Raw genomic sequence first — 23,395 nt, 5'->3', positions numbered from 1 at the left:
GAATGAAAACAAAACCGACATATATTAAGGGAGATTATCAAAAAAGTAGTTTTTTCTCAGGCCAAAGCCGTTTAGTTTGCGGATGTTCTGGTTTGGGTGGTGTATGGAGTCCTGTTGAAGAAAAAGATGCCTTAGAGGCAATGATGTATGCTTTGGAACGAGGAGTTCGCGTTTTCGATACAGCTCCATCGTATAATATGTCTCAAACTTATTTGGGAAAAGCTTTGCGTCAGTGGACTGGCGAAAAGCCATTCATTAGTACTAAAGTGGGGCGCTTAAAAGCGGAAAAAGCCGACGATTGTATTGTTGATTATTCTGCAGAGAGAATGAGAAGAAGTGTTCATGAGAGTTTGGAGACTTTAGGAATTGATAAAATTGATCTTTTGTTTTTACATGAACCACATTTGGTTCCTGTTGAGAAAATGGATGAGATTATGGACTGTTTGCAATCCTTTAAAAAAGAAGGACTTGTTGGTAAGTTAGGAATTGGTGGAAATCCAATTGATCGTTTTTATCCGCACATGATTAAAGATAATTTTGATGTGTTATCGGGATTCTTAAAAATGGATGCTTGTAATCTGTCTGGTTTCGAAAAAGATATTCCTCAAATTCGTAAAGAGAATATTGCTTACTATGCGGCTTCGGCCTTACACATGGGCTTGTTAGGTAGGCGTTTAGACACTTACAATGAACAGAGACCAAATAATGAGTGGATCACAAATATGGATGTTGATGTTGCAATGAAAACCAATGAGATTGCGAAGAAATACAACATTCCATTATCGAGATTGGCATTGCGTTACTTATTTTCGATGGAAGAAGCAGATCGTGTAGTTGTGGGTCCTCATACAAAAGCACAACTCACAGATTTACTGGATGCTTGGGATGAAGGAGTGCTTAGTGAAACTATTTTTAATGAAATAACTGAAAATATTATCACTACAAGAAATATAGTGATTGCCTAATTGCCTTTTTAAAAATAGAATTCAACTTTTTTTAACTAAAAAATTCGATTGTGAACACAAAAGATAAAGTGGTTTCGAGAGCAGTATTAGTCCCGTTTGTTTTAATAACATTCTGTTTTGCTCTATGGGGATTTGCTAATGATATTACCAATCCAATGGTAGAGGCTTTTTCCCGAATTTTTAATATGGGAGCAAGTGGAGGAACTTGGGTGCAAGTTGTTTTTTATGGAGGTTATGGAGCTATGGCATTTCCAGCAGCTTTATTCATTCGTAAATACTCTTATAAAGCCGGTATTTTGGTTGGATTAGGCTTGTATGCAACTGGGGGATTGTTATTCCTTCCAGCAAGTGCTTTAGGCATGTACTATCCATTTCTAATTGCTTATTTTGTAATGACTTGTGGTTTGTCATTTTTAGAGACAAGTGCCAATCCATATATTCTATCGATGGGAGCGGAATCAACAGCTACTCGTCGTTTAAATTTGGCACAAGCATTTAATCCGATGGGATCTTTAACAGGAATGTTTATTGCAACTACGGTGATTCAAGCTCGTTTAGACCCTCGAGGAGCCGAAGCAAGAACAATGTTAAGCCCAGAAGAATTTGATGCGGTAAAAATGAGTGATTTGAGTATTTTAAGTTCGCCATATGTTGCAATTGGATTGGTGATTATTGCTATGTTCATCATTATTGCCTTAGCAAAAATGCCTAAGAGTGAAGATGCAGATCATAGTCTGAATTTATTTGGAACGCTAGCTAAATTATTCCGAATTCCTAAATATCGCGAAGGCGTTATTGCTCAGATGTTTTATGTTGGAGCACAAATTATGTGTTGGACATTTATCGTTCAGTATGGCCAACGTATTTTTGTTAAAGGCGGATTAACTCCTCAGGATTTAGAATCTGGTTGGTTAAGTATTGTAAATTATTTGGGATTTTTATCGGATGGTGTAAGAGATATTATTCTTTCAGGTAAAGGAGCGAATGGATTAACAGAAGGAGCTGCAGCTCATATTGCTCAGTTGTATAATATTTTAGCAATGTTTTTCTTCTTGGTTGCCCGTTTCGTTTGTACTTTCATGTTAAAGTATATAAAACCAGGCAGACTGCTTCAGTATTTAGCTATTGGCGGTATTGCTTTGGCTACAGGAACTATTCTGTTGCAAGGTATTTCAGGATTGTATTGCTTAATTGGTGTATCTGCATGTATGTCGCTTATGTTCCCAACTATTTATGGTATTGCTTTAGAAGGAATGGGTGATGATGCGAAGTTTGGTGCAGCAGGTTTAATCATGTCCATTGTTGGAGGTACTTTCTTACCAAAAATTCAGGCTGCAATAATCGATATGGGTGTTGTTTTTGATATGCCTGCAGTTAATTTTTCTTTTATTCTTCCATTGATTTGTTTTGTATTGATTGCACTTTACGGATATAGAACAGTGAAAATTCATATGGCCTAAATAAATTTGAAAATGAAGAAACCAGACAGCTATAAAAGATATTGCAAATCGCTTTGTTTAAAAAATGACGACAAGCTGATTGATGAATATAAAAAGGTTCATGCGGCGGGTGCTGCATGGCCCGAAATTACACAAGGAATGCTCGATGTTGGAATTATAGACATGGAGATTTACCTCACAAAAAATCAGCTATTTATGATCATGGATACCGTAACAGACTTCGATCATGATAAAGCAATGACAGAATTGGCAACAAAGCCACGCCAGTCGGAATGGGAGGCTCATGTAGCTCGTTTTCAGAATACATCTGCCGATGCAAGTGCCGACGAAAAATGGCAATTAATGGAACGTATTTACAAATTAGGACTTTAAAAAATAGAATAATGAAGCAATTAGTATGTATTGAACCAGGTAAATTTGAGATGAAAGAAACATCTCAACCTGAAAGAAAAGAAGGAAATGCTTTATTGAAAATAAAGAGAATTGGGGTTTGTGGAACCGATTTGCACGCTTTTGAAGGAACTCAACCATTTTTTTCTTATCCAAGAGTACTTGGACATGAATTAGCAGGTGATATTGTAGATATCGATTCAAATGATCAGGGGTTTAAAAAAGGCGAAGCGGTTACTTTTATTCCTTATTTTCCTTGTGGTAATTGTGTTGCGTGCAGAGCCGGAAAGCCAAATTGCTGTACTACTATTGAGGTTGCTGGAGTTCATATCGACGGTGGAATGGGCGAATACATGAATGTGCCAGAATATGCTTTAATTCATGGACAAGGAATGAGCTACGATGAATTGGCTATGGTAGAACCAATGGCTGTTGGTGCGCATTCTGTTCGCATAACCGAAATTAAAAAAGATGAATTTGTTTTGGTAACAGGTGCTGGTCCAATCGGATTAGGAGCTATGGCTTTTGCAAAAATTGCAGGTGCTAAAGTAATTGCTTTAGATGTTCAGGATAACCGATTAGAATTTGCGAAAGAGCACTTTGGTGTTGATTATACTGTGAATGCTTTAAATGATCCTTTTGAAGCAATTAAGAAGATTACCGGTGGCGATATGGTTACTGCAATTATCGATGCTACGGGTAACAAAAGAGCAATTGAGGGAAATCTTAATTTTCTAGCTCATAGTGGACGTATTACCTTGGTTGGCTTGCAGTTGGATACATTTAGCTTCTCACATCCTGAATTTCATAAAAGAGAAACTACACTAAGAAGCAGTAGAAATGCTACCAGAGAAGATTTCGATCATGTAGTTGATTGTATGAAAAAAGGCAAAATAAATGTAAATTCGCTAATTACGCATAGAGCGAAGTTTGAGAATATGATTGAAGATTTTAAAACATGGTTAAATCCTAAAACTGGGGTTGTGAAAGCCGTTGTTTCTCTAGATTAGCAGCATCAATAAATTAGTTTGTAATGCTATAAATTAATTGAGTTTTGATGTTAACTTGGTACCAATAGACTGTCTGATTAGGCAGTCTATTTTTTTATGCCCTTTCGTTCTTAAATTTTATCTGTAAAAAAAACCGAGACTGAATACCAAATGGCAAACAGTCTCGGCTACTTTTAACACTAACCTACTAATTGAAACTATTTCTTACTATTTATTGTTAATTCACTGCATGTTAGTGAATTACTTTTGGCTGTAATTTTGATGATACCAGATTTTTCTGTCGATTTTACAATTAAAAGGCACAAACCATTAAAAGCATTTCTTTCTTTGGATTGGTAAGCCTTTAATGAGGTGGCATCGCCATTACCCACTGCGGTAATCACTCCATTACCTTCTATCGAAAATTCAATTAATTGATTTGCATTTGGGCATAAATTTCCATTTTCGTCTTCAATACGTACCGTTATAAACGATAAATCTTTGCCATCTGCATTTATCGTACCTCTATCTGCAACCAGGTTTATCTGAGATGCTTTTCCTGCGGTATGAATTTCTTTTTCGGCTTCCACCTTACCGTTTTTGTATGCTACTACCTTAATGTTACCAGGCTGATAGGGAACATCCCACGACAAACGGTATTTCGATAGATACGTTCCTTTAGGAAAGAAATGAAACTCTGCAGGAATTGGAGTTAAATCAACGCCTTTTACTTTTTTCCCGAATGATTTTCCATTAACAAATAGCTCCACTTCGTCGCAGTTGGTATAGGAATATACTGGAATAATATCGCCTTCCTTTCCTTCCCAATTCCAATGCGGAAGAACATGAACCATTGGTTTTGTAGTCCATTGGCTTTGGTATAAATAATACCGGTCTTTTGGAAATCCGCATAGGTCAACCGGAGCAAAATAAGAAGAACGAGAAGGCCAATCATCATTCCAATAACCATGAGTGGAATTGTCGCGACCACCATAAGGCGTTGGTTCCCCTAAATAATCGAAGCCTGTCCACATAAATTCCCCCAATGATCTTTTGACTTTTTCTTGTTGCTCAAATTCAACATCGGGAGGATATGCCCAAGCTGGTCCAACGGTAACATCGTAACTAGATACCTGATTGGTTTGGTGTTGCTCCTTTGCCTCAATAGGGAAGTGGTAAACGCCACGGCTACTTGTTTGCGAAGAAGTTTCGGAGCCATAAACAATCATATTTGGATTTGCTTCGAGGATTTCTTCGTAATTAATTGGCCAGTAGTTCATTCCAACAATATCCACATACTTTGTTAATTGATTTTCGAAAGGAGCAGGATAATAATTAAAGCCTGCTGTTGTTGGTCTTGTAGAATCTTCTGAATGACAAATTTCAGTTAGTGCTTTAGCAATCTTCCATCCATCTGTTTTTCCCTGTTCTAATATTTCATTTCCAATACTCCACATAATTACCGAAGGATGATTCCGATCTCTTTTTATCATGTCGCGCAGGTCTTTCTCATGCCATTCGTCGAAATATTTGTTGTATCCGTTTGGAACTTTTCCAATCTTCCATTCATCAAAAGCCTCAACTTGAACAAGAATTCCTAGTTTGTCGCATATTTCAAGCATTTCGGGGGATGGAGGATTATGACTTGTACGTAGCGCATTAACTCCCATTCCTTTCATTATTTCCATTTGTCTTTCGGTTGCCCGATAATTAACGGCAGTTCCCAAAGGTCCCAAATCATGATGCATACAAACACCTTGTAATTTTATTGTTTTACCGTTTAGTTGAAATCCATTTTCAGGAGTAAATTTTATTTCCCGTATTCCGAACTTACTTTCGTAACTATCCACGGTTTTTCCGCCGATAAGTATATTACTGATTGCAGTATATATGTTTGGTGTCTCAAGACTCCAAACTTGAGGATTTTCCACATTTAATTTCTGATCAACAATTCCAGTTGTTTTTGCCTGAATAACTATGTCGGATGTAATTACAGATATGATTTCCCCTTTTGGAGAAAGTATTTGTGTTTGCAGTTGAGCTGTTTTCTGATCTTTATATTTATTACAAATTGAACTTGTAATGTTTACCTGAGTATTTGAACCGGAAATGTTTTTACTTGTAATTTTTGTACCCCATTGCGGGATGTGAAGTTTATTATTGATTTTCAATTTCACATTCCGATAGATACCGGCACCAGAGTACCATCTTGCAGACAGATCTTCAGGGCTTAAGCGCACCGCAATTACATTTTCTTCTCCGAATTTTATAAAAGGGGTAATATCAAATTCAAATCCAATATATCCGAATGGTCTTTTTCCCGCAAATTGACCATTTACCCATACATTTGCATTATTCATAGCACCATCAAATTCTACCGAAATAATCTTATTCTGAGCCACCTTACTAATTTGAAAGTGTTTTCGGTACCATCCTGTTCCATGAACAGGAAGTCCACCGGTTCGTGCATTGTATTCTTTACTAAATGGACCCTCGATTGCCCAATCGTGAGGAAGGTTTAGTTTCCTCCAATTAGAATCATCAAACTCCACTAAAATTGCGTTCTCTGCTTCCCCTTTAAAAAACAACCACTCTTTGTTAAATTCTTGATCGGAAAGTAGTTGAGTTTGCTTGCAAGCTCCCAATCCAATTGTGCAAATTGCAATTATTAGTAGGGTAGCAGTGTCGAATAATTTTGATTTGTATTTTTTTTTATTCATCCTTATTTTTGATTTATGATTATTCTCAACTCCTCGTCGAGAGGAATCAACTATCATTTTAAATTGTAAAATTGTTTTTTGTACATTGTCCTTTTCAAAGGTAAATTCAAAATACAAATCGCGAGGGGGCATTTTCTAATAGACTTAGGGGTAATTTTTTTGATAAAATAATGGAGTAGTTAAAAGTTGAAAACGCATTGTTTGTAATTTTTAGAATGGTAAGTTTTTGATTTACACAACAGGTTAAGTGTTTGTAATATAGTAGGTAGTGATTTTATTCTGGAATGGTATTATTAGTGTAGGGAAAATACCCCCTCTTAATTTGTGGAAAATACACCCTAGGTTTTGTTCATAATGATGTTAGGTTTGAAATTATTAATTCTTCGAAAGAATTGATAGTTTAAGTAATTTTAGATACGAATAAGTACAAAGAGATATGATGAAATTGAGATTATTTTTTCTGCTGGTAATGATCAGTTTGGCTAATCAAAGTATTGTTAGCGCGCAAAATGAAAGTTTTGAATGGTATAATACTACTTTGCCTGTAGAAACGAGGATAGATGCATTAATTGATGCAATGACTTTAGAAGAAAAAGTATCGCAATTGACAGATGTTAGTGAAGCAATACCACGTTTATCTGTACCACTTTACAATTGGTGGAATGAATGTTTACACGGAGTTGCAAGAAATGGAAGGTCAACTGTTTTTCCGCAAGCTATTGGATTAGCAGCTACATTTGATACTGATTTGGCACAAAGAGTTTCCTCTGCCATTTCGGATGAGGCAAGGGCTAAATTTAATATTTCTATAAAAAATGATAATCGGTCTAAATATGCAGGACTAACTTTTTGGACTCCTAACATTAATATCTTCAGGGATGCAAGATGGGGTAGAGGTCAAGAAACATATGGAGAAGATCCATATTTAACTTCTCGAATTGGTGTTGCTTTTGTGAAAGGTTTACAAGGAGACAATCCCAACTATTTAAAAACCGCGGCATGTGCAAAACATTATGCAGTACATTCCGGTCCAGAGGCCTTGCGTCATGAATTTGATGCGATTACCTCTCAAAAAGACCTTTATGAAACCTATCTTCCAGCTTTTGAGGCTTTAGTTAAGGAAGCTAAAGTAGAATCGGTAATGGGAGCCTATAATCGTGTGTTGGGAGAGCCAGCTTGCGGAAGTAACTTGTTGATGCAGGAAATTCTGCGCGAAAAATGGGGTTTTAAGGGGCATGTAGTTTCCGATTGCGGTGCAATCGAGGATTTTCACGCTCATCATAAGGTTACTAAAAATGCTGTAGAGTCGGCAGCTTTAGCTATTAATACTGGGGTCGATTTAAATTGCGGAAGAGTATATCCAAACCTAGTGGAAGCTGTTCAAAAAGGCTTGGTGAAGGAGGAAACAATCGATAAAAGCTTACGAGCTTTACTAAACACAAGATTTAAGTTAGGTTTTTTCGATCCGGAAGAAGATAATCCATACAGTAAATTGGGTGAGGAAGTAATTTGTAGCGATGAGCATAATTCTCTTGCTTTGGAAGTAGCTCAAAAATCCATTGTATTGCTTACCAACAAGAATAATGCATTACCATTATCTCCGAACATTAAAAATTTGTATGTTACTGGTCCACAAGCCAACAATAGTGAAGTTTTATTAGGGAATTATTACGGAATGAGCAATCGTTTGGTAAATATTTTAGAAGGAATTACCGCTACAGTAAGTTCCGGAACTACTATCAACTATAAAATGGGATGCTTGCCTTTTCGTGATAATGTAAATCCAATTGATTGGACTACAGGAGAAGCTAAGAGCGCTGATGCCATTATTGCTGTTTTAGGCATATCAAGTGCAATGGAAGGCGAAGAAGGGGATGCTATTGCATCGGAAACTATGGGAGATCGATTACAACCATTCTTACCTTCAAATCAACTGGAGTTTTTGCGTAAACTGAAAAAGGATAATAAAAAACCAGTAATTGTTGTAATGACTGGAGGAAGTCCTATGATTATTCCTGAAGTAGCTGAATTGGCTGATGCAATAGTATGGGCTTGGTATCCAGGACAAGATGGAGGAACCGCCGTAGCGGATATTGTTTTTGGTAAAGTTTCTCCATCGGGTAAATTGCCTGTAACATTTCTAAAGAGTATGGATCAACTTCCCGCTTACAATGATTATAGTATGAATGGCAGAACTTATAAATTTATGAAGGAAGATCCATTATTTCCTTTTGGGTTTGGATTGAGTTATACTCAGTTTCAATATTCAAATTTGCAATTAAGTGCCAAGAAAATTAAAAGAGAAGAAAGCGTAAAAGCAAGTGTAGAAATAACAAACTCAGGTAATTACGATAGTGATGAAGTGGTTCAATTGTATTTGAGTCAACCCGGAGCTGGACAAACTGCACCATTTAAAAAACTGATTGGATTTAAACGAATTACAACGCTTAAAGGAGAAACGAAAAAAGTAGAATTTGAAATAGATACAAAAAAATTAGCTCAAATTTCGGAAGAAGGAAAAGAAGTGGTAGTAAAAGGGCAGTATAAAATTATGGTAGGAGGTAGTTCTCCTATCCAAGATATGTCAAAATTAGGTTCTGTAAAGTTAATTGAGGATGTATTTGTAGTAAAATAAATTCTAAAGTGAAATATAAACTTATCCCTGCATTCTATGTAGGGAAGGTTTTTTTTTATACATTATCGATTGTTTCAATGATCGATTTAAGTCCATTATTTACTAATTGGTTTAAGGTCGCGGTAATAATCTAGTAATTAATCTTATATGCGTATACTTCTGTCCTTTTTGTTATTGTTTACAAGTTTATTTTCTTACTCACAATCCGATTTTGATCATTTGAGCACGCTTGATGGTCTTTCTCAAAATGATGTTACCTTCATTTTTCAGGATTCGAAAGGTTTTATGTGGTTTGGAACCTATGATGGTTTGAATCGATTCGATGGATTGAACTTTGTAACATACAAAAGAACTTCTCCTATGGAATTTCCAATTGGGAGTAACCTTCCATTTGGTATGACAGAAGATGATAATGGAAATTTTTGGATTGCAACTTCCGATAATGGGCTTTGGTTTTTTGATCGAAAAAAAGAGGAATTTCATAAGATCCCAAATGAAATAAACGGGAAGCAAATTATTCTTGGTACTAAAATAGGTAACCTATTGCTTGATTCGAATGGAATGCTTTGGCTTTCTTCCTCCAAAGGCTTAAGTGTTTTAGATACGAAAGTCTATAATAAAAATAGAAACGAATATCGAGGTGCTGTATTTAGAACTGCTGTTGATAAAGCAAATGTAGTTCATGATTTAGCTACTATATATGTTTTAAAAGAAGATTCGAAGCAGCAGTTATGGTTAAGCAGTGCTAAAGGGTTGTTTCTATTTAAATTGTCAACAAATTTAAGTTTAGAACTTAATGAGATTAGTCTAAATTTTAATGGTTATTGTCGTGATATTGTTGAAACAAAAAATGGTTATTTGATATCGTTTAACGATGCAGTTTATTTTTTAAAAGGCTCTCTTGACAAAGATAAGTTGGAAGTAAAGAAAGTTGCGCCCTATTTTTTTGCAAACTTAATCAGAACTAGTAAAGAGTTCATTTTTGGAGGGAATCCTAAAGGTTTATTTCAGTTTATGTGGGATGATGATTTGGAGCAATTGGATTTAATTCGAAATTTTCAATCGGAATTCTACAATTCTGGCAGTCTCAGTAAAAATAATATAACCATTTTGTACGAGGATAAGTCGGGACTTTTATGGGTAGGAACCAATGGTGGAGGACTTAATAAGTTAGATTTAAATGAGAAAAAGTTTCACCATATAAGTCAATCAAATTCAAAAGGAAGTTTGGCATATAATAAAGTTCGAGCTGTTTATGAAGATCCCAATGCAAATTTATGGATTGGTACCGAAGGTGGAGGTGTTTCTTTTCTATCTAAGTATGAAACAGAAAATTATCAAAATGGTTTTGTAAATATTCCAATAAGTACAAATGAACGAGCTCAAAATTACGTTTATTGTATTAAAGGCATACCAGGGAAACCGGAAAGTGTATTAATGGGAGTTGGATATCCAACGAAATTGGCAATTTGTACTTTAAAAGGCAAGGAAAATATTGAATTTAGTTCACTAAGTAATTTGGTAAAAAATCCTGTTTTTACAATTCTAGTTGGTCGCGATGATTTAATTTGGTTAGGAACCTATAGCGATGGTTTGTACAAGGCAAGCTATGATGTTGAGAAGAAGGAATTGGTCATCTTAAATCATTATAACGCGGATAGTGAGGGAGATGGGTGTTTATCTTCAGATATTGTAAGAAGTTTAATAGAGGATAAGGAAGGGAATATTTTTATCGGTACCGATCAGGGATTGAATTTGTTACTACAAAACGAAAAATACAAACCAGATCCTTATTTTCTGAAGGCAGTACATGTTTGTGGGGATGAAAATTCATTGTCGCATAATTATGTGATGGCCATGTATGTAGATAGTAAAGATCGAACTTGGGTGGGCACAATGGGTGGTGGCCTATGTTTATTGCTGGAGCAATTTGGGAGTACTTTCAAATTTAAAACCTATACCTCAAAACATGGCTTACCAAACGATGCAATTAAGGCATTGGAAGAAGATGGAGATGGTAATTTGTGGATATCTACCAATAAGGGACTCACTCGCTTTAATCCCGAAACAGATGAAATTAGAAACTATTCGGTATCTGATGGATTACAAGATTATGAGTTTAGTGAATTGGCCTCTTATACGAAAGTAAATGGGGAGATGATATTTGGAGGCGTTAATGGTCTTAATGTGTTTAATCCAAGCGAGATTGTTGATAATCCATACGGTTCCGAAGTTGAGTTTACAGAATTATTTGTGCTTAATCAGCAAATATTAACAGGCAAGAAATATAATGGACGGGTGTTGCTCGAGAGTGAGATGCCTTCAACAGATTCTATTAAATTAAGGTATTCCGAAAATAGTTTTTCCGTAGGTTTTACTGCACTTCATTATGTGGCACCCGAAAAAATTAGCTATAAATATAAATTAGATGGTTTCGATACCGAATGGACGGTTGTTAATAGTGCAGATCCCAGAGCAAAATATACGAATATACCGCCAGGAGAATATACACTGATTGTTTTGGCTACTAATAATGATGGTGTATGGGCAACTCTTCCCTCTAGCATATTTATTGAAGTTGTTCCTCCATTTTGGTTTACTAGTTTTGCATTTCTACTTTATGGAATCCTTTTTATTGTGCTTATGGTTTTTTTCCGTAGGTATTCAATTATTGATGTTACCAAAAAGAATCAACTCATGATGGAGCATTTCGAACAAGAAAAAATGGAAGAGCTGGTTCAAATGAAATTGCAATTTTTCACCAATATATCGCATGAGTTTAGAACTCCTCTTACGCTAATACAGAGTCCATTAGAAAAATTAATATCCAAAGGCGATCGGGTGGATGAAGTGTATCGTCAGCGTAATTATTCTTTAATGATTAAGAATGTTGGTATGCTAAATCGATTGATTAATCAATTAATGGAATTTAGAAAATTAGAAAAGGGTAAAATGCCATTGGCTGTATCTCGAGGCAATGTAATGGAGTTGGTAAATGAAGTTTTTGATGCATTTAATGAGATAGCCCAATCGAAAGGAATTCGTTACGAATTAAAAAATGCTTACCCTTCGGTGGAGTTGTGGTTTGATTACGACAAAATAGAAAAAGTACTGTTTAATCTACTTTCCAATGCATTTAAATTTACACCTCAAGGGGGCGAAGTTTCAATTATTGTTTCGGAGGAGGAGATTGAAGGGAAGGAGTGGGTACGATTTGATATAAAAGATAATGGTCCAGGTATAGATAGAGAAAAGCTTCCTTTTCTTTTTGATCGTTTTTACCAAACGAGTAGCCACAAATTATCAAAAGTATCAGGTACGGGAATAGGTTTAGCATTTGCCAAAAATCTTATCAATTTGCACCATGGGAAAATAATGGTTTCTAGTAATCCGAATATTGCTACAGTATTTTCGGTGTATTTAAGTAAGGGAAAACTTCATTTTAAAGAGGATGATTTTTCCGATCAGCCTATGGAGCAAGCTATAGAAAAACAAATCGTAGTAAAAGATTACCAAATTGAAAAAAGGGAGCAACAATCACTGGAAAATGTGGTGTTTGATGAGGATAAATCAAGTGTTTTAATTGTTGAAGATAATTATGATGTTCAGGCATTAATAAAAACTAATTTAGAGGAAGAGTTTAATTGCATACAGGCATACAATGGTAAAGAAGGGATTGACTTGTGTCGTAAGTTTACTCCTGATATTATTATTAGCGATGTGATGATGCCTGAAATGGACGGGTTCGAAATGTGTAATCTAATTAAGCAGGATCAGGAAATATGTCATATTCCCATCGTAATTTTAACTGCAAAATCGGCCGATGAAGATAAGCTGATCGGATTAACAGAAGGTGCAGTAGCTTATATTTCAAAACCGTTTAATATTGACGTGCTTGTTGCTCAAATAAAATCAATTTTGGAGGCACGTAGATTAGTGAGACATGTTTTTAATCAAAAAATTGAAATTGAGCCTAAAGAAATAACTTTTACTTCTATTGACGAGAAACTGGTAGAACGTTTGTTGAAGGTGGTGGAAGAAAATATTAGCAATCCTGAATTCACGGTGGTTCAGTTAGGGCGCGAAGTAGGAATTAGTCAGTCTATTTTAAATAAAAAATTGAAGGCATTGTTAGGGCAGACTGCCAATGTTTTTATTCGAACCATTCGATTGAAAAGAGCAGCGCAGTTATTAAAATTAGATCGATTGTCGGTTACTGATGTGGTATATGAGGTGGGTTTTAACGATATGAAGTATTTTAGGGAATGTTTTAGGAAGCAATTTGGAACTACGCCATCCGAATTTATTAGAAGGCATCGAGAAGATCAAGAAGATGAGGCATAAATAAAGCAAAAATATATTTTTTGAATAGAAGGAGAACCACAATGAATGGTTCTCCTTCTTTTTTATAGTCTTTAATGGATTATTAAAGCCTGATTGAAAAAATACCCTTAAATAGTTTATAAATGTCCCTTTCAGTCTGCAATAGGGACAGCTGTGAGAAATTCCCCCCTGTAATAGTCGCAGTTTCTATCTGTACAAGGAGTTTGCAACATGTATTTTTGAATCGCGATCTAAGTACACTTTTAAAATTATTAAACAATTTGCAGGAGAGTAAAAAAGTTTTGTTTTTATGAAAATGCAGATTGTTCAACTTGAAATTAACAAAGAAAAGATGAAAAAACTTGCAATAAGTATGTTGTTAGTAGGAACTCTATTTGTTTCCTGTGTGAATAGTAAAGATTCCACAATGGTGAATAGTGAACCTTTTGAGGAGAATTGGAACTCTTTGGCCAAATATCAAACTCCAGCTTGGTTCCAAGACGCCAAATTAGGTATTTTTATTCATTGGGGTCCCTATAGTGTGCCTGCTTACGGCTCGGAATGGTATCCCCGTTTAATGTATATGGATTCAGTTTTGTGGAGTCCAACCGGAGAAATGGTTGAGAATACGGGAACCGGAGTTAATGCTCATCATGTGGAAACCTACGGAAATTTAGGGGAGTTTGGTTATAAAGATTTTATTCCAATGTTTAAAGCTGAAAAGTTTAATGCTACAGAATGGGTAGATTTATTTAAAAAAGCCGGAGCAAAATATATCGTTCCAGTAGCAGAACATCATGATGGTTTTGCAATGTATAAGTCACATTTTACTCGTTGGAATGCTGCAGATATGGGACCGAAACGTGATGTGATAGGGGAAATTTCAAAAGCAACTAAAGATGCCGGTTTATATTTTGGAGCCTCTTCTCATTATGCTTTTAATTGGAATTACTACACTCATAAAAAAGGCTTTGATACTGCAAACCCTGAGTATGCCGATTTATATGCACGTGAACATGAACATTATGCTCCTGCCGATCAAGAATTTTTAGATATGTGGTGGAACCGAACTCAAGATATCATTGATAATTATCAACCTGATATTCTTTGGTTTGATTTTGTTTTGGATCACGATGAGTTTGTACCATATCATGCAAAACTTGCGGCTTACTATTATAATAAGGGAATTGATTGGAATAAAGATGTTGTGTTACAAACCAAGAACTTTAAGCACGAAACTTTTCCCGAAGGAACCAATGTTTTAGATATTGAACGTGGTAAATCAGCAGATATCAGAAAATTTCCTTGGCAAACAGATACCTCTATAGGTACAAATAGTTGGTGTTATACTACCAATTGGATTTCGAAAGATGCAAATACATTAATTGATGATTTAATTGATATTGTGAGTAAAAATGGGAATATGCTGCTTAATGTAGGCCCAAAAGCCGATGGTACAATACCTCAAGATCAAGCAGATATTTTACTTGAAATGGGAAGTTGGTTGAGTAAAAATGGCGAAGCCATTTACGGAACACGCCCATGGACTATCTTCGGAGAAGGACCTACAGAAGTTAAAACGGGTCATCATACCGAAGGGAAAAATAAAAATCTTACGGCTGCTGATTTTCGGTTTACTCAAAAGGATGGTAAAATATATGTGATTGCGATGGATATTGCTGAAAATGGAGAATATCTTGTTGAATCATTTGCTACTGGAAGTACTGTTTGCAAGGAAAAGATCAAGTCGGTGAAAATGTTGGGATTAGATGAAGCTTGTGAATGGCAAGTGGATGAGGCAGGACTTAAAATTAAAACAACCGTTGATGCCAATGCAAAGTATGCATGTGCGTTCGTAGTGGAATTGAATTAATTTGTTGTTAGATAGTTAATTAGTTAGTGAAATTGTGTGTAGAGGTGCCTTATGGCACCTCTTTTTTGTTTTAGTTAACTGTCGTATAACAGGTTGTATTGCTATTGTGTACTAATTAGTTTTGCTTTGTTTCAGGTATTTTGTATTTCATAGTTGAATAAAAGGAAGAGTTGTTCGTGTGCAATTCTACCCGAGGGAAAATATCTTTAATTAGCAGGGGTAAATAAGATTTTACATCTGGTTTGTTTTGATTGATAAAGACTTAGGTAGGGTTCTTTTATTGTTGTTTAGAATGCTGTAGGAGTGTTGTTTTTGAATGATTTAAGTGTTGAAAATTGGTGTTTTTACATTTTTTAACAAAAATCCCCCTTCTATTGAAACTAATTTTTTCCAACGTTTGCATTTACGAAAAGTACATTTGTTTCAGAAAGTGTAAAAGATGCAGATAATTGTTTAAAACTAATCTATTTTTAAATTTTATGAAGGACATAAGGTACATAAGTTCATGGAAGGCGAGAGGTATAGTCTTATCCCTCTTGTTGATGTTGACCTTTAATATGTATGGTCAAGAAATTCAAGTCCAAGGAAAGGTGGTTTCTAGCGAAGATAACCTATCAATTCCCGGAGTAAGTGTTGTGCTTAAAGGTAAAACTATAGGTACAATTACTGACATTGATGGACATTACAGTATTAAAGCTAATAAAGGCGAAGTGCTTGTTTTTAGTTTTATGGGAATGGAAACGTTGGAGAAAACGATTTCAAGTGGGCAACTTAACGTTGCATTGGAACCTCAATCGTATGACTTGAACGAAGTTATTGCGATTGGTTACGGAACTCAAAGGAAAAAAGAAATTTCAGGTGCGGTAGTTCAGGTGAAGTCTGAGGATCTGGAGAAAATTTCAACTTCCGATTTGGGTAGTGCTTTACAAGGAACAGTAGCTGGGGTTAGTGTTCAAGCTAGTTCTGGTGCGCCAGGTGCCTCTTCTAATATCCAAATTCGTGGTATTAGTTCTATTAATGGACAGAATTCACCACTTTTCGTTGTAGACGGAATTCCTCAAAATGGTGATCCTCGTTTGGCTAATAGTGAAATTGAGACCATCGATATTTTGAAAGATGCGGCTTCTTGTGCAATTTATGGTACTAGAGGTGCTGCTGGGGTTATCTTAATCACTACTAAACAAGGTAAGGCCGGAGAAATGAAAGTTTCTGTAAACAGTTATTACGGAATTCAGAAAATTACTTCGGGTATCGAGTTACTTGATTTTGAAGATTACTTTTATTCATTTTTCATGAATAAAAACCATTTAGATGCAGCATCTAATTCGGATAATGTCTGGACTTCTCTTGAGAATTCGACAGATAATTTTACGAATAACACTAATATCATGGATGTTATTGAAAATGATAATGCATCTATTCAAAATCATAATGTTAGTATTTCAGGGGGTAAAAAAGATTTAACTTACAATGTTGTTGGTTCGTATTTCGAACAAGAAGGAACTTTAATTAATTCCAATTACGAGCGTTATAATGTAAGAGCAAATACATCTTTCACAAAAGGAAAATGGACTATTAAAACAAGTTTAGGAGCTAGAGTGGAAGAACAAGCTTATGCATCTTATAATTTGTTATACGAAGCATACAAATACAAACCTTATCAAGCATCTTTAGATCCTAATGCGGTTTCATTTACAGGAGCAGGAACCTTAGGAAATGACCAGCAGCAATTAGGTACTGTAATGGCAAAGTTAAAACAAACAGATGTACGGAACGGAGAACAGTTTAATGGAAATGTAAATATAAACCTTGAATTAGCCAAAGGTTTAAACTTTACAGGTTCTTTAAGTATGTTGTATGGAAACGATACGAGAGTAACGATTAATCCTTTGTTTGAAGTTTATGACGATGAAGGAGAATTAATTATTAATTCAAATACACGTTCTGGTATTAAAGATCAAAGTAGTCGTAATACCAGTTTTACTTGGGATGGTGGTTTGAATTACACAAAAAGTCTAGGAGATCACAAAATTAAGTTGTTGGCAGTAGCATCGGCTGAAAAATATACTTACACTAGTTTTTGGGCTTCAGGACAGGATATAACTAGTAATGAAGTTCAAAATCTTGGTCAAACAACGACTGAGCCAGCTGTTGGAATTGGAACAGGTTGGAGTCAGGATAAAAATAGCACTTTGGTTGGATTATTAGCTCGTGCTCAATACGACTATAAAGGTCGGTATTTGTTAAGTGTGAGTGTGCGTCATGATGGATCGTCGAGATTTGGAGAAGATAATCGTTGGGGAACTTTCCCATCTGCTTCTGTTGGTTGGAACGTTTCTGATGAACATTTTTGGCAAGACTTACAAACTCCGGTTAATTCGTTTAAACTAAGAGGTAGTTATGGTACTACTGGTAATCAGAGTTTCTTGGATTACAGTAATTCACCAACCATAAGCTTTGGGTACGACTATCCTTTTGGTAGTGAAGGAAATCCAAATCTAGCTACAGGAGGTATTCAAACTGGTTATGCTAATCCATATGTGCAGTGGGAAACTTCTATTCAGAAAAATATTGGTATTGATTTAGGATTGTTTGATAATAAATTAACGATCACTGCTGATTACTACGATACACAAAAGGAAGATTTGTTATTCCCACTATTAATTCCTACAGCTGCAGGAGCAGGACAAAATCAGGATGTTATTCTTAACGTAGGTGATATGAGTAACCGAGGAGTTGAATTGGCTGTTGGTTATCGAAATCATGGCAAATTTACTTGGTCGGTAAACGGTACTTTTTCTAAAAATGAAAATGAGATTACTAAAATGAAAGGATCTAATCCAATTTCCTATTTCTCCAATGGTAATCCTATCAACGTAAGTGGTAACAGCGATAAAATTACAGTAATTAGAGAAGGGTACGAAGCTGGTGCATACATGGTTATGGAAACTAATGGAATCATAAACACGGAAGCAAAATTAGCAGATTACCAAAAAATTAATTCTGGTGCAAAAATGGGTGATTTAATCTATGTGGATCAGGATGGAAATAATGTAATCGACGAAAGTGATCGTGTTTATGGAGGTAGTGGTACTCCAGAATTTGAAGTTGGTTTAAACTTTAACTGCGATTATAAAGGATTCGATTTCTCTATGCAATGGTTCGCGGCTGTTGGACAAGAAGTAATTAATGGTTCAAAGATTTTTGCTTACACAGCAGGTACGCATAAAGATCTATTGTATCAATGGTCACCAGATAATCCTTATGGCGTAATTCCTGCCAACCGAGGTGGTAGTCACGATAATTACCGTGCATGGGCTGATATTTGGGTAGAAGATGGATCGTTTGTTCGTTTGCGTAATGTAACATTAGGATACACTATGCCTAATCATATCATTAATAAAGTAGGTCTTACGAAATTAAGATTTTACGTAGCTGCCGATAATCCTTTGACTTTTACAGAGTATACAGGTTACGATCCTGAAGTTGGTAATGATGGATTGGCAACCAGAGGTTTAGATAAAGGTAATTACCCTATTAGTTCTCAATACAGAGTAGGTATACAGCTTGATTTCTAATATTTAAAGTGAAAAGTTATGAAAATAAAAATATTAAAATATTTAGCAGCTGCTTCGATTCTATTATCCTTTAGTAGTTGTGATGATTTCCTTACTGAGGTGAATCCAAATGAGATTTCGACCGCGAGTTATTGGAATAATCTATCTGATTGTAGTAAGGGATTAACGGCTGTGTACAATCAGTTTCGTAATCCTGGATTGATGAGTGTGGCTGAAGAAACAAAAAGAACCGACTTAAGTTTTCCAGGTTGGGGAAGACCAAATACTTCAGATGAATATTATTTGCAAATATTTACGGCATCGTCAAGTGGTGCAAATAATAAATGGGATAATTTATACAAAGGAATCTTTCGTGCCAATGAGGTAATTGCTGGATTGAATGGAATTGAAAGTGCCATGAAAACAGAGGCTGAATTAGAAGAATGGACCGTTCAAATGGGACAAGCACGTTTTTTTAGAGGTTTATTTTACTTTTATCTGCATAGTTCTTTTAACAATGGGAACGTAATTTTGTATGATTTTGTTCCGGAAGGCGAAGCTGATTTTAATCAACCACTAACCGATGCAAGTGTAATAAGAGAATTTTTTACTGCAGACCTTGAGTATGCACGTAAAAATTTACCCGAAACATGGACTACTTATTCTGATAGCGGTGCTGCAGATAATGATAGTAATTTAGGACGTGTTACTTCAGGTGCTGCAACTACTGTTTTAGGAAAAAGCTATTTATATGCAAAAGATTATACAAGTGCAGCTCTTCTTTTTAAAGAGGTAATTGATGGTGGGAACTATCAATTAGTTGATGTGGCTGATAATTTTACTACACAGGGTGAGTGGAATCAGGAATCAATTTTGGAGATTGCTTACAATGCAAATACTAAAGTGGAGGAGAGTGAATGGTCCGCCGAAGGAACATCTAACACTTATCACATGCAGTTTAGTCCGGTGGGTGGATGGAGATCTGTTTATCCAAGTAATTGGCTATTAATGGCATACATGGAAGATCCTATGGATCCAACAGATCCACGTAATATCGTTACTGAAGAGGACGGTACTGAACGGTTAAGAGTTTTTTCATTAAGAACATCTTATTCTGTAGCATTAGTAGAGGATAAAGACATGACCTACTACGAAGGTAGTGTTACGGCTGATGGAACTGCTTTTAACAATTCTGAATGTGGATATTGGAGAAAGATGACCAATTGGGATATTTTAAATACAGAAAAAACAACCAATCAAAAATCGGGAATTAATTTTAGAGTAATTCGTTATGCTGATGTGTTATTGATGTATGCTGAGTGTCTAATTAAAGGAGGAACAAATGACGGAGGTGTTACGGAAGCACTAAAATATATTAATAAAGTTCGTTATCGTTCGGCGCTAAAATTGCTTGGAACTAGTGCATCAAGCGAATATTCTAGTTCAACACACGATGAGGTAAGTTATACTGCTCAATCTCTAATGGATCATTTGATGTATCAGGAACGTCCATTGGAACTATCTGCAGAAGGATATGCAATTCGTCAGTTAGATATGAGAAGATGGGGAATTACCAAGTCTCGTTTCGAGGATTTATCGAACAGATATTATAAAAGAACAGATTATACATTCTATAGCGATATTCAAAATAAAGAGGTAACAAGATGGGGCGGTTTATTGCAACATGCCACTTTAGAAGATTATGATTATAAATCAATGGATCTTGTTCAGGCTGCAAAGAATTATAACGAAGCAAAGCACTCTTATTGGCCAATTCCAACAAGTGAAACTACAGCTAACTCGGAGGTTAACTAAAAATGCAAGAGATTATGAAAAATATAAAAATATTATTTCTTTTTTCCGCCTTAGCAATGCTGTTTGCTTGCGAAGCGGATTACGAACCACTAAATGACTATTCTGATGTAGACTGGTATACCAGTACATTTGGAGATGCAAAATTGGTTGGAGTAGACAATTACTTGTCTTTTTCCGATTTATCTCAAAATTATATCGATCATTCTTGGTCGTTTGCCGATACTAGTGGTTGTAAATTTTTAAAGGGGGTAATCGTAAGACAAGATACTTCATTTACTCAATTTATTGATAAAGATTTAGATGAGGTTTCTACAAAAGAAACAGTTAGTATCTTATTTACAAAGCCTGGAGTACAAGGAATCAGATTAAGAAATACATTTCCACATCCTGTAACTTTTGAAGGATTAGATACATTGGTAGCAGTAAAAGAAGGAGATGTTTGGGTAATTGATACTACTTTTATGGTAGATGTTTACGATACCATTCAATCGGCGTTTAAAGTATTTAAGGAGGATATTGAGATTGCTAATGTTGATTTTAATCAACAGGTTACTTTAGCAGATTCAGCTTCTTGGCCAACTGTAGAAATTGAAGCAGGTGCATCTTTGAAATTTGTTGATATGACAGAAAAAGGACGCCCAAATTTAATTACTTGGTCTGTGAATGGAGGTTCTCCATCTACAAGTACCGATTCTGCAGCGGTTGTGAACTATTATCGTTTGGGAACCTTCTTTGCTCGTCAAACAGCTGCAAGATCAGGTGAAAATTTGCCTTTCGGGAATAAAATGAAATATGTTCCTTTGAAGATTAAGGTAATTAAATCAAGTTTGCCATTTGAAATAGTGGGAACAATCACCGAGAAGTCTGACGAAACTATTCAAATGAGTGTTTCTGGCGAATTGGTTGAGTTCACCGACAAGGAAGAGTTTTTTACAGTACATGTTACGAATCCAAATGGTTTTGATAAAATTGTACCAGTGAGCTCTGTATCCAGAAATGCTAGTTTTGGAAATATAATTGATTTAAAATTGTCTGAAGCTATTTATGGAAACGATGTGGTTACAGTTTCTTATGCTGGTGGTAATTTAGAGTCGTTGGATGAAAGAACACTTCAGGGGTTTACTGATATTCTCGTTACTCCTCACGTAGTGACACTTACTTCGGAGAGTGTTTATGGCTTCGAAAGTGGTGCAGACGATTGGATTTCTACCAATGCGCCAACTGTTGCATACAGTACTGAACAAGTAGCTTCGGGGAATTATTCCATTAAACTAACAAGTGTAGCTGGTGAAGATTGGACAAGATGTACATCAGAAAATAATCCTGTTGAACTAGAAGCTGGAAAAACCTATACCATTAAATATAAGGTTTGGATTGATCCTTCAACAACAACAGCATCTATGGGACCATGGTTTTATTGGAATGACGGAGCAGGAGGACAGCAGTTCTGGACTGGTTTAAATCCTTTAGCTAGAGGAGAGTGGATTTCTTTTTCTAGAGATCAAGTAGTTCCTGATGCAGGTCCTGGTTTCTTTAGCTTTAGAGTAAATGGAGATGCGATTCTTTACTTTGATGATGTAACTATCATCGAAACAGATAATAGACCGTAATAAATACTATCATCCCACCCTTCGGGGTGGGTAAAAAAAAGACAATTATGAAGAATCTAATTAAAATAGTAAGCCTCATTTTAGTTTTTACCACTTTTTCGTGTGAATATGAGGAATATGACGTGCCAGATATTGATTTGACTGCTGTTTATTCCATCACGGAAACAAATAATGCTAAAATGGATCAAATTAATATTTATCGCGAAGAAGCTTTATTAACAGTTTGGGACGGTAATTTTATTACATCGTATGTTACAACTGCTTATTCTGATACTTCGGATGAGTTGAACTATATGGTAAATGTTACTGCTGTTGAGAAAAAAACGGTAACGGATGAAGCCGGAATTGAAACAATAGAAACTCTTACTCATGCATACGTAGTTGTAGCCGACAAGGCCACAGGTGTTTGTTCCATTACAATAACTACTACCAACGCTGATGCTTCAACAGCATCAAGTTCGGTTAGTGGTACGTTAACAACTACAGAAGTTTATAATTAAGAAGTTATATAACTAATTTTTTAGAGAGGATTGCTTACGCAATCCTCTTTTTTTGGTGATAATTTAAGAAGATATGTGTATTCAATTTAGTGTTTAGAAATAGGGTTTTGGTTGTTTTTCTGAACTTCGGATGTTAGAGAAGGACTACTATCTGATTAAACAGATAAAACCACTTTGGAAATTTATAAATGGAGCGACTCGTGAATAGTAAGGAGGAGCATATAGCTTTTAAGGATTGATATTGAGTTGTTAGTTGATAAATCTCGTTATAAGAAATGTTCTTTTGATTGTAAATCATGTAATTATTTGCGGTCTTGATGATCAATTATAAAACATACTTAGTAGTTGTGTGTAGGTGTAAAAAGATGAAAATCAACACAATAATGCGTAATAGATAGATTGAGACAAATGAAAAAAAACGGGGAATCCCTTTCGGAATTCCCCAAATCAAAACTAAAAACCGATAAAATTATTGTAATGGTATTATGGTAAAGCGGTAGTGATATTTTCCTGGATAGATGCGGTATTTTTCAATTGGCTCCGCTTTTGGAGACCAAG

At 35.5% G+C, this 23,395-nt stretch carries 12 protein-coding genes; 11 read left to right on the top strand and 1 reads right to left on the bottom strand.

Translation table 11 applies throughout. The annotated features are described in order from the left end of the window. The first annotated feature begins 2 nt into the window (after positions 1–2). Genes BZG02_RS05600 through BZG02_RS05585 form a run of 4 tightly spaced genes read left to right on the top strand, consistent with a single transcriptional unit; the run spans position 3 to position 3,825 of the window. On the top strand, positions 3–965 hold the full coding sequence (locus BZG02_RS05600) for an aldo/keto reductase (protein WP_101260431.1): 963 nt from the start codon (positions 3–5) through the stop codon (positions 963–965). Between the two features lie 50 nt (positions 966–1,015). Beyond that, on the top strand, positions 1,016–2,425 hold the full coding sequence (gene fucP, locus BZG02_RS05595) for an L-fucose:H+ symporter permease (RefSeq protein WP_180335644.1): 1,410 nt from the start codon (positions 1,016–1,018) through the stop codon (positions 2,423–2,425). Positions 2,426–2,437: 12 nt separating this feature from the next. Further along, entirely contained in the window at positions 2,438–2,797 is a 360-nt protein-coding gene (locus tag BZG02_RS05590; protein WP_101260429.1) for an L-rhamnose mutarotase, read from the top strand. A gap of 11 nt (positions 2,798–2,808) precedes the next feature. Further along, positions 2,809–3,825: a zinc-binding alcohol dehydrogenase family protein gene (locus tag BZG02_RS05585; RefSeq protein WP_101260428.1), complete on the top strand. Its 1,017-nt coding sequence runs from the start codon at positions 2,809–2,811 to the stop codon at positions 3,823–3,825. A gap of 197 nt (positions 3,826–4,022) precedes the next feature. On the opposite strand, the gene galB is transcribed toward BZG02_RS05585, so the two are convergent. Further along, positions 4,023–6,524 (bottom strand): beta-galactosidase GalB, encoded by a 2,502-nt coding sequence (gene galB, locus BZG02_RS05580; protein WP_101260671.1) that lies wholly within the window; start codon positions 6,522–6,524, stop codon positions 4,023–4,025. A gap of 436 nt (positions 6,525–6,960) precedes the next feature. On the opposite strand from galB, the gene BZG02_RS05575 reads away from it, so the two are divergent. The 7 genes from BZG02_RS05575 (at position 6,961) to BZG02_RS05545 (ending at position 22,837) form a co-directional block, all read left to right on the top strand. Beyond that, positions 6,961–9,159, top strand: a complete 2,199-nt coding sequence (locus BZG02_RS05575) for a glycoside hydrolase family 3 C-terminal domain-containing protein (protein WP_218972152.1) — start codon at positions 6,961–6,963, stop codon at positions 9,157–9,159. Positions 9,160–9,306: 147 nt separating this feature from the next. Further along, positions 9,307–13,503 carry a hybrid sensor histidine kinase/response regulator transcription factor gene (locus BZG02_RS05570; RefSeq protein ID WP_101260426.1) on the top strand — a complete coding sequence of 1,399 codons (4,197 nt, stop codon included), beginning with the start codon at positions 9,307–9,309 and terminating at the stop codon, positions 13,501–13,503. 331 nt (positions 13,504–13,834) lie between these two features. Continuing rightward, entirely contained in the window at positions 13,835–15,355 is a 1,521-nt protein-coding gene (locus tag BZG02_RS05565) for an alpha-L-fucosidase (RefSeq protein ID WP_101260670.1), read from the top strand. Positions 15,356–15,897: 542 nt separating this feature from the next. Next, on the top strand, positions 15,898–18,933 hold the full coding sequence (locus BZG02_RS05560) for a SusC/RagA family TonB-linked outer membrane protein (RefSeq protein ID WP_101260425.1): 3,036 nt from the start codon (positions 15,898–15,900) through the stop codon (positions 18,931–18,933). A gap of 18 nt (positions 18,934–18,951) precedes the next feature. Continuing rightward, the gene (locus BZG02_RS05555; protein ID WP_101260424.1) at positions 18,952–20,727 is read left to right on the top strand and encodes a RagB/SusD family nutrient uptake outer membrane protein; all 1,776 of its coding nucleotides are present in this window, start codon (positions 18,952–18,954) and stop codon (positions 20,725–20,727) included. Positions 20,728–20,741: 14 nt separating this feature from the next. Then, entirely contained in the window at positions 20,742–22,337 is a 1,596-nt protein-coding gene (locus BZG02_RS05550) for a hypothetical protein (RefSeq protein ID WP_143470422.1), read from the top strand. Positions 22,338–22,384: 47 nt separating this feature from the next. Beyond that, on the top strand, positions 22,385–22,837 hold the full coding sequence (locus tag BZG02_RS05545; RefSeq protein WP_101260422.1) for a hypothetical protein: 453 nt from the start codon (positions 22,385–22,387) through the stop codon (positions 22,835–22,837). Positions 22,838–23,395 lie beyond the last annotated feature (558 nt).

The sequence above is a fragment of the Labilibaculum filiforme genome (assembly GCF_002843315.1).
Lineage (GTDB): Bacteria > Bacteroidota > Bacteroidia > Bacteroidales > Marinifilaceae > Labilibaculum > Labilibaculum filiforme.
The sequence above is the reverse complement of the archived record's forward strand: the minus strand, read 5'-3'. Positions and strand labels throughout refer to the sequence as shown.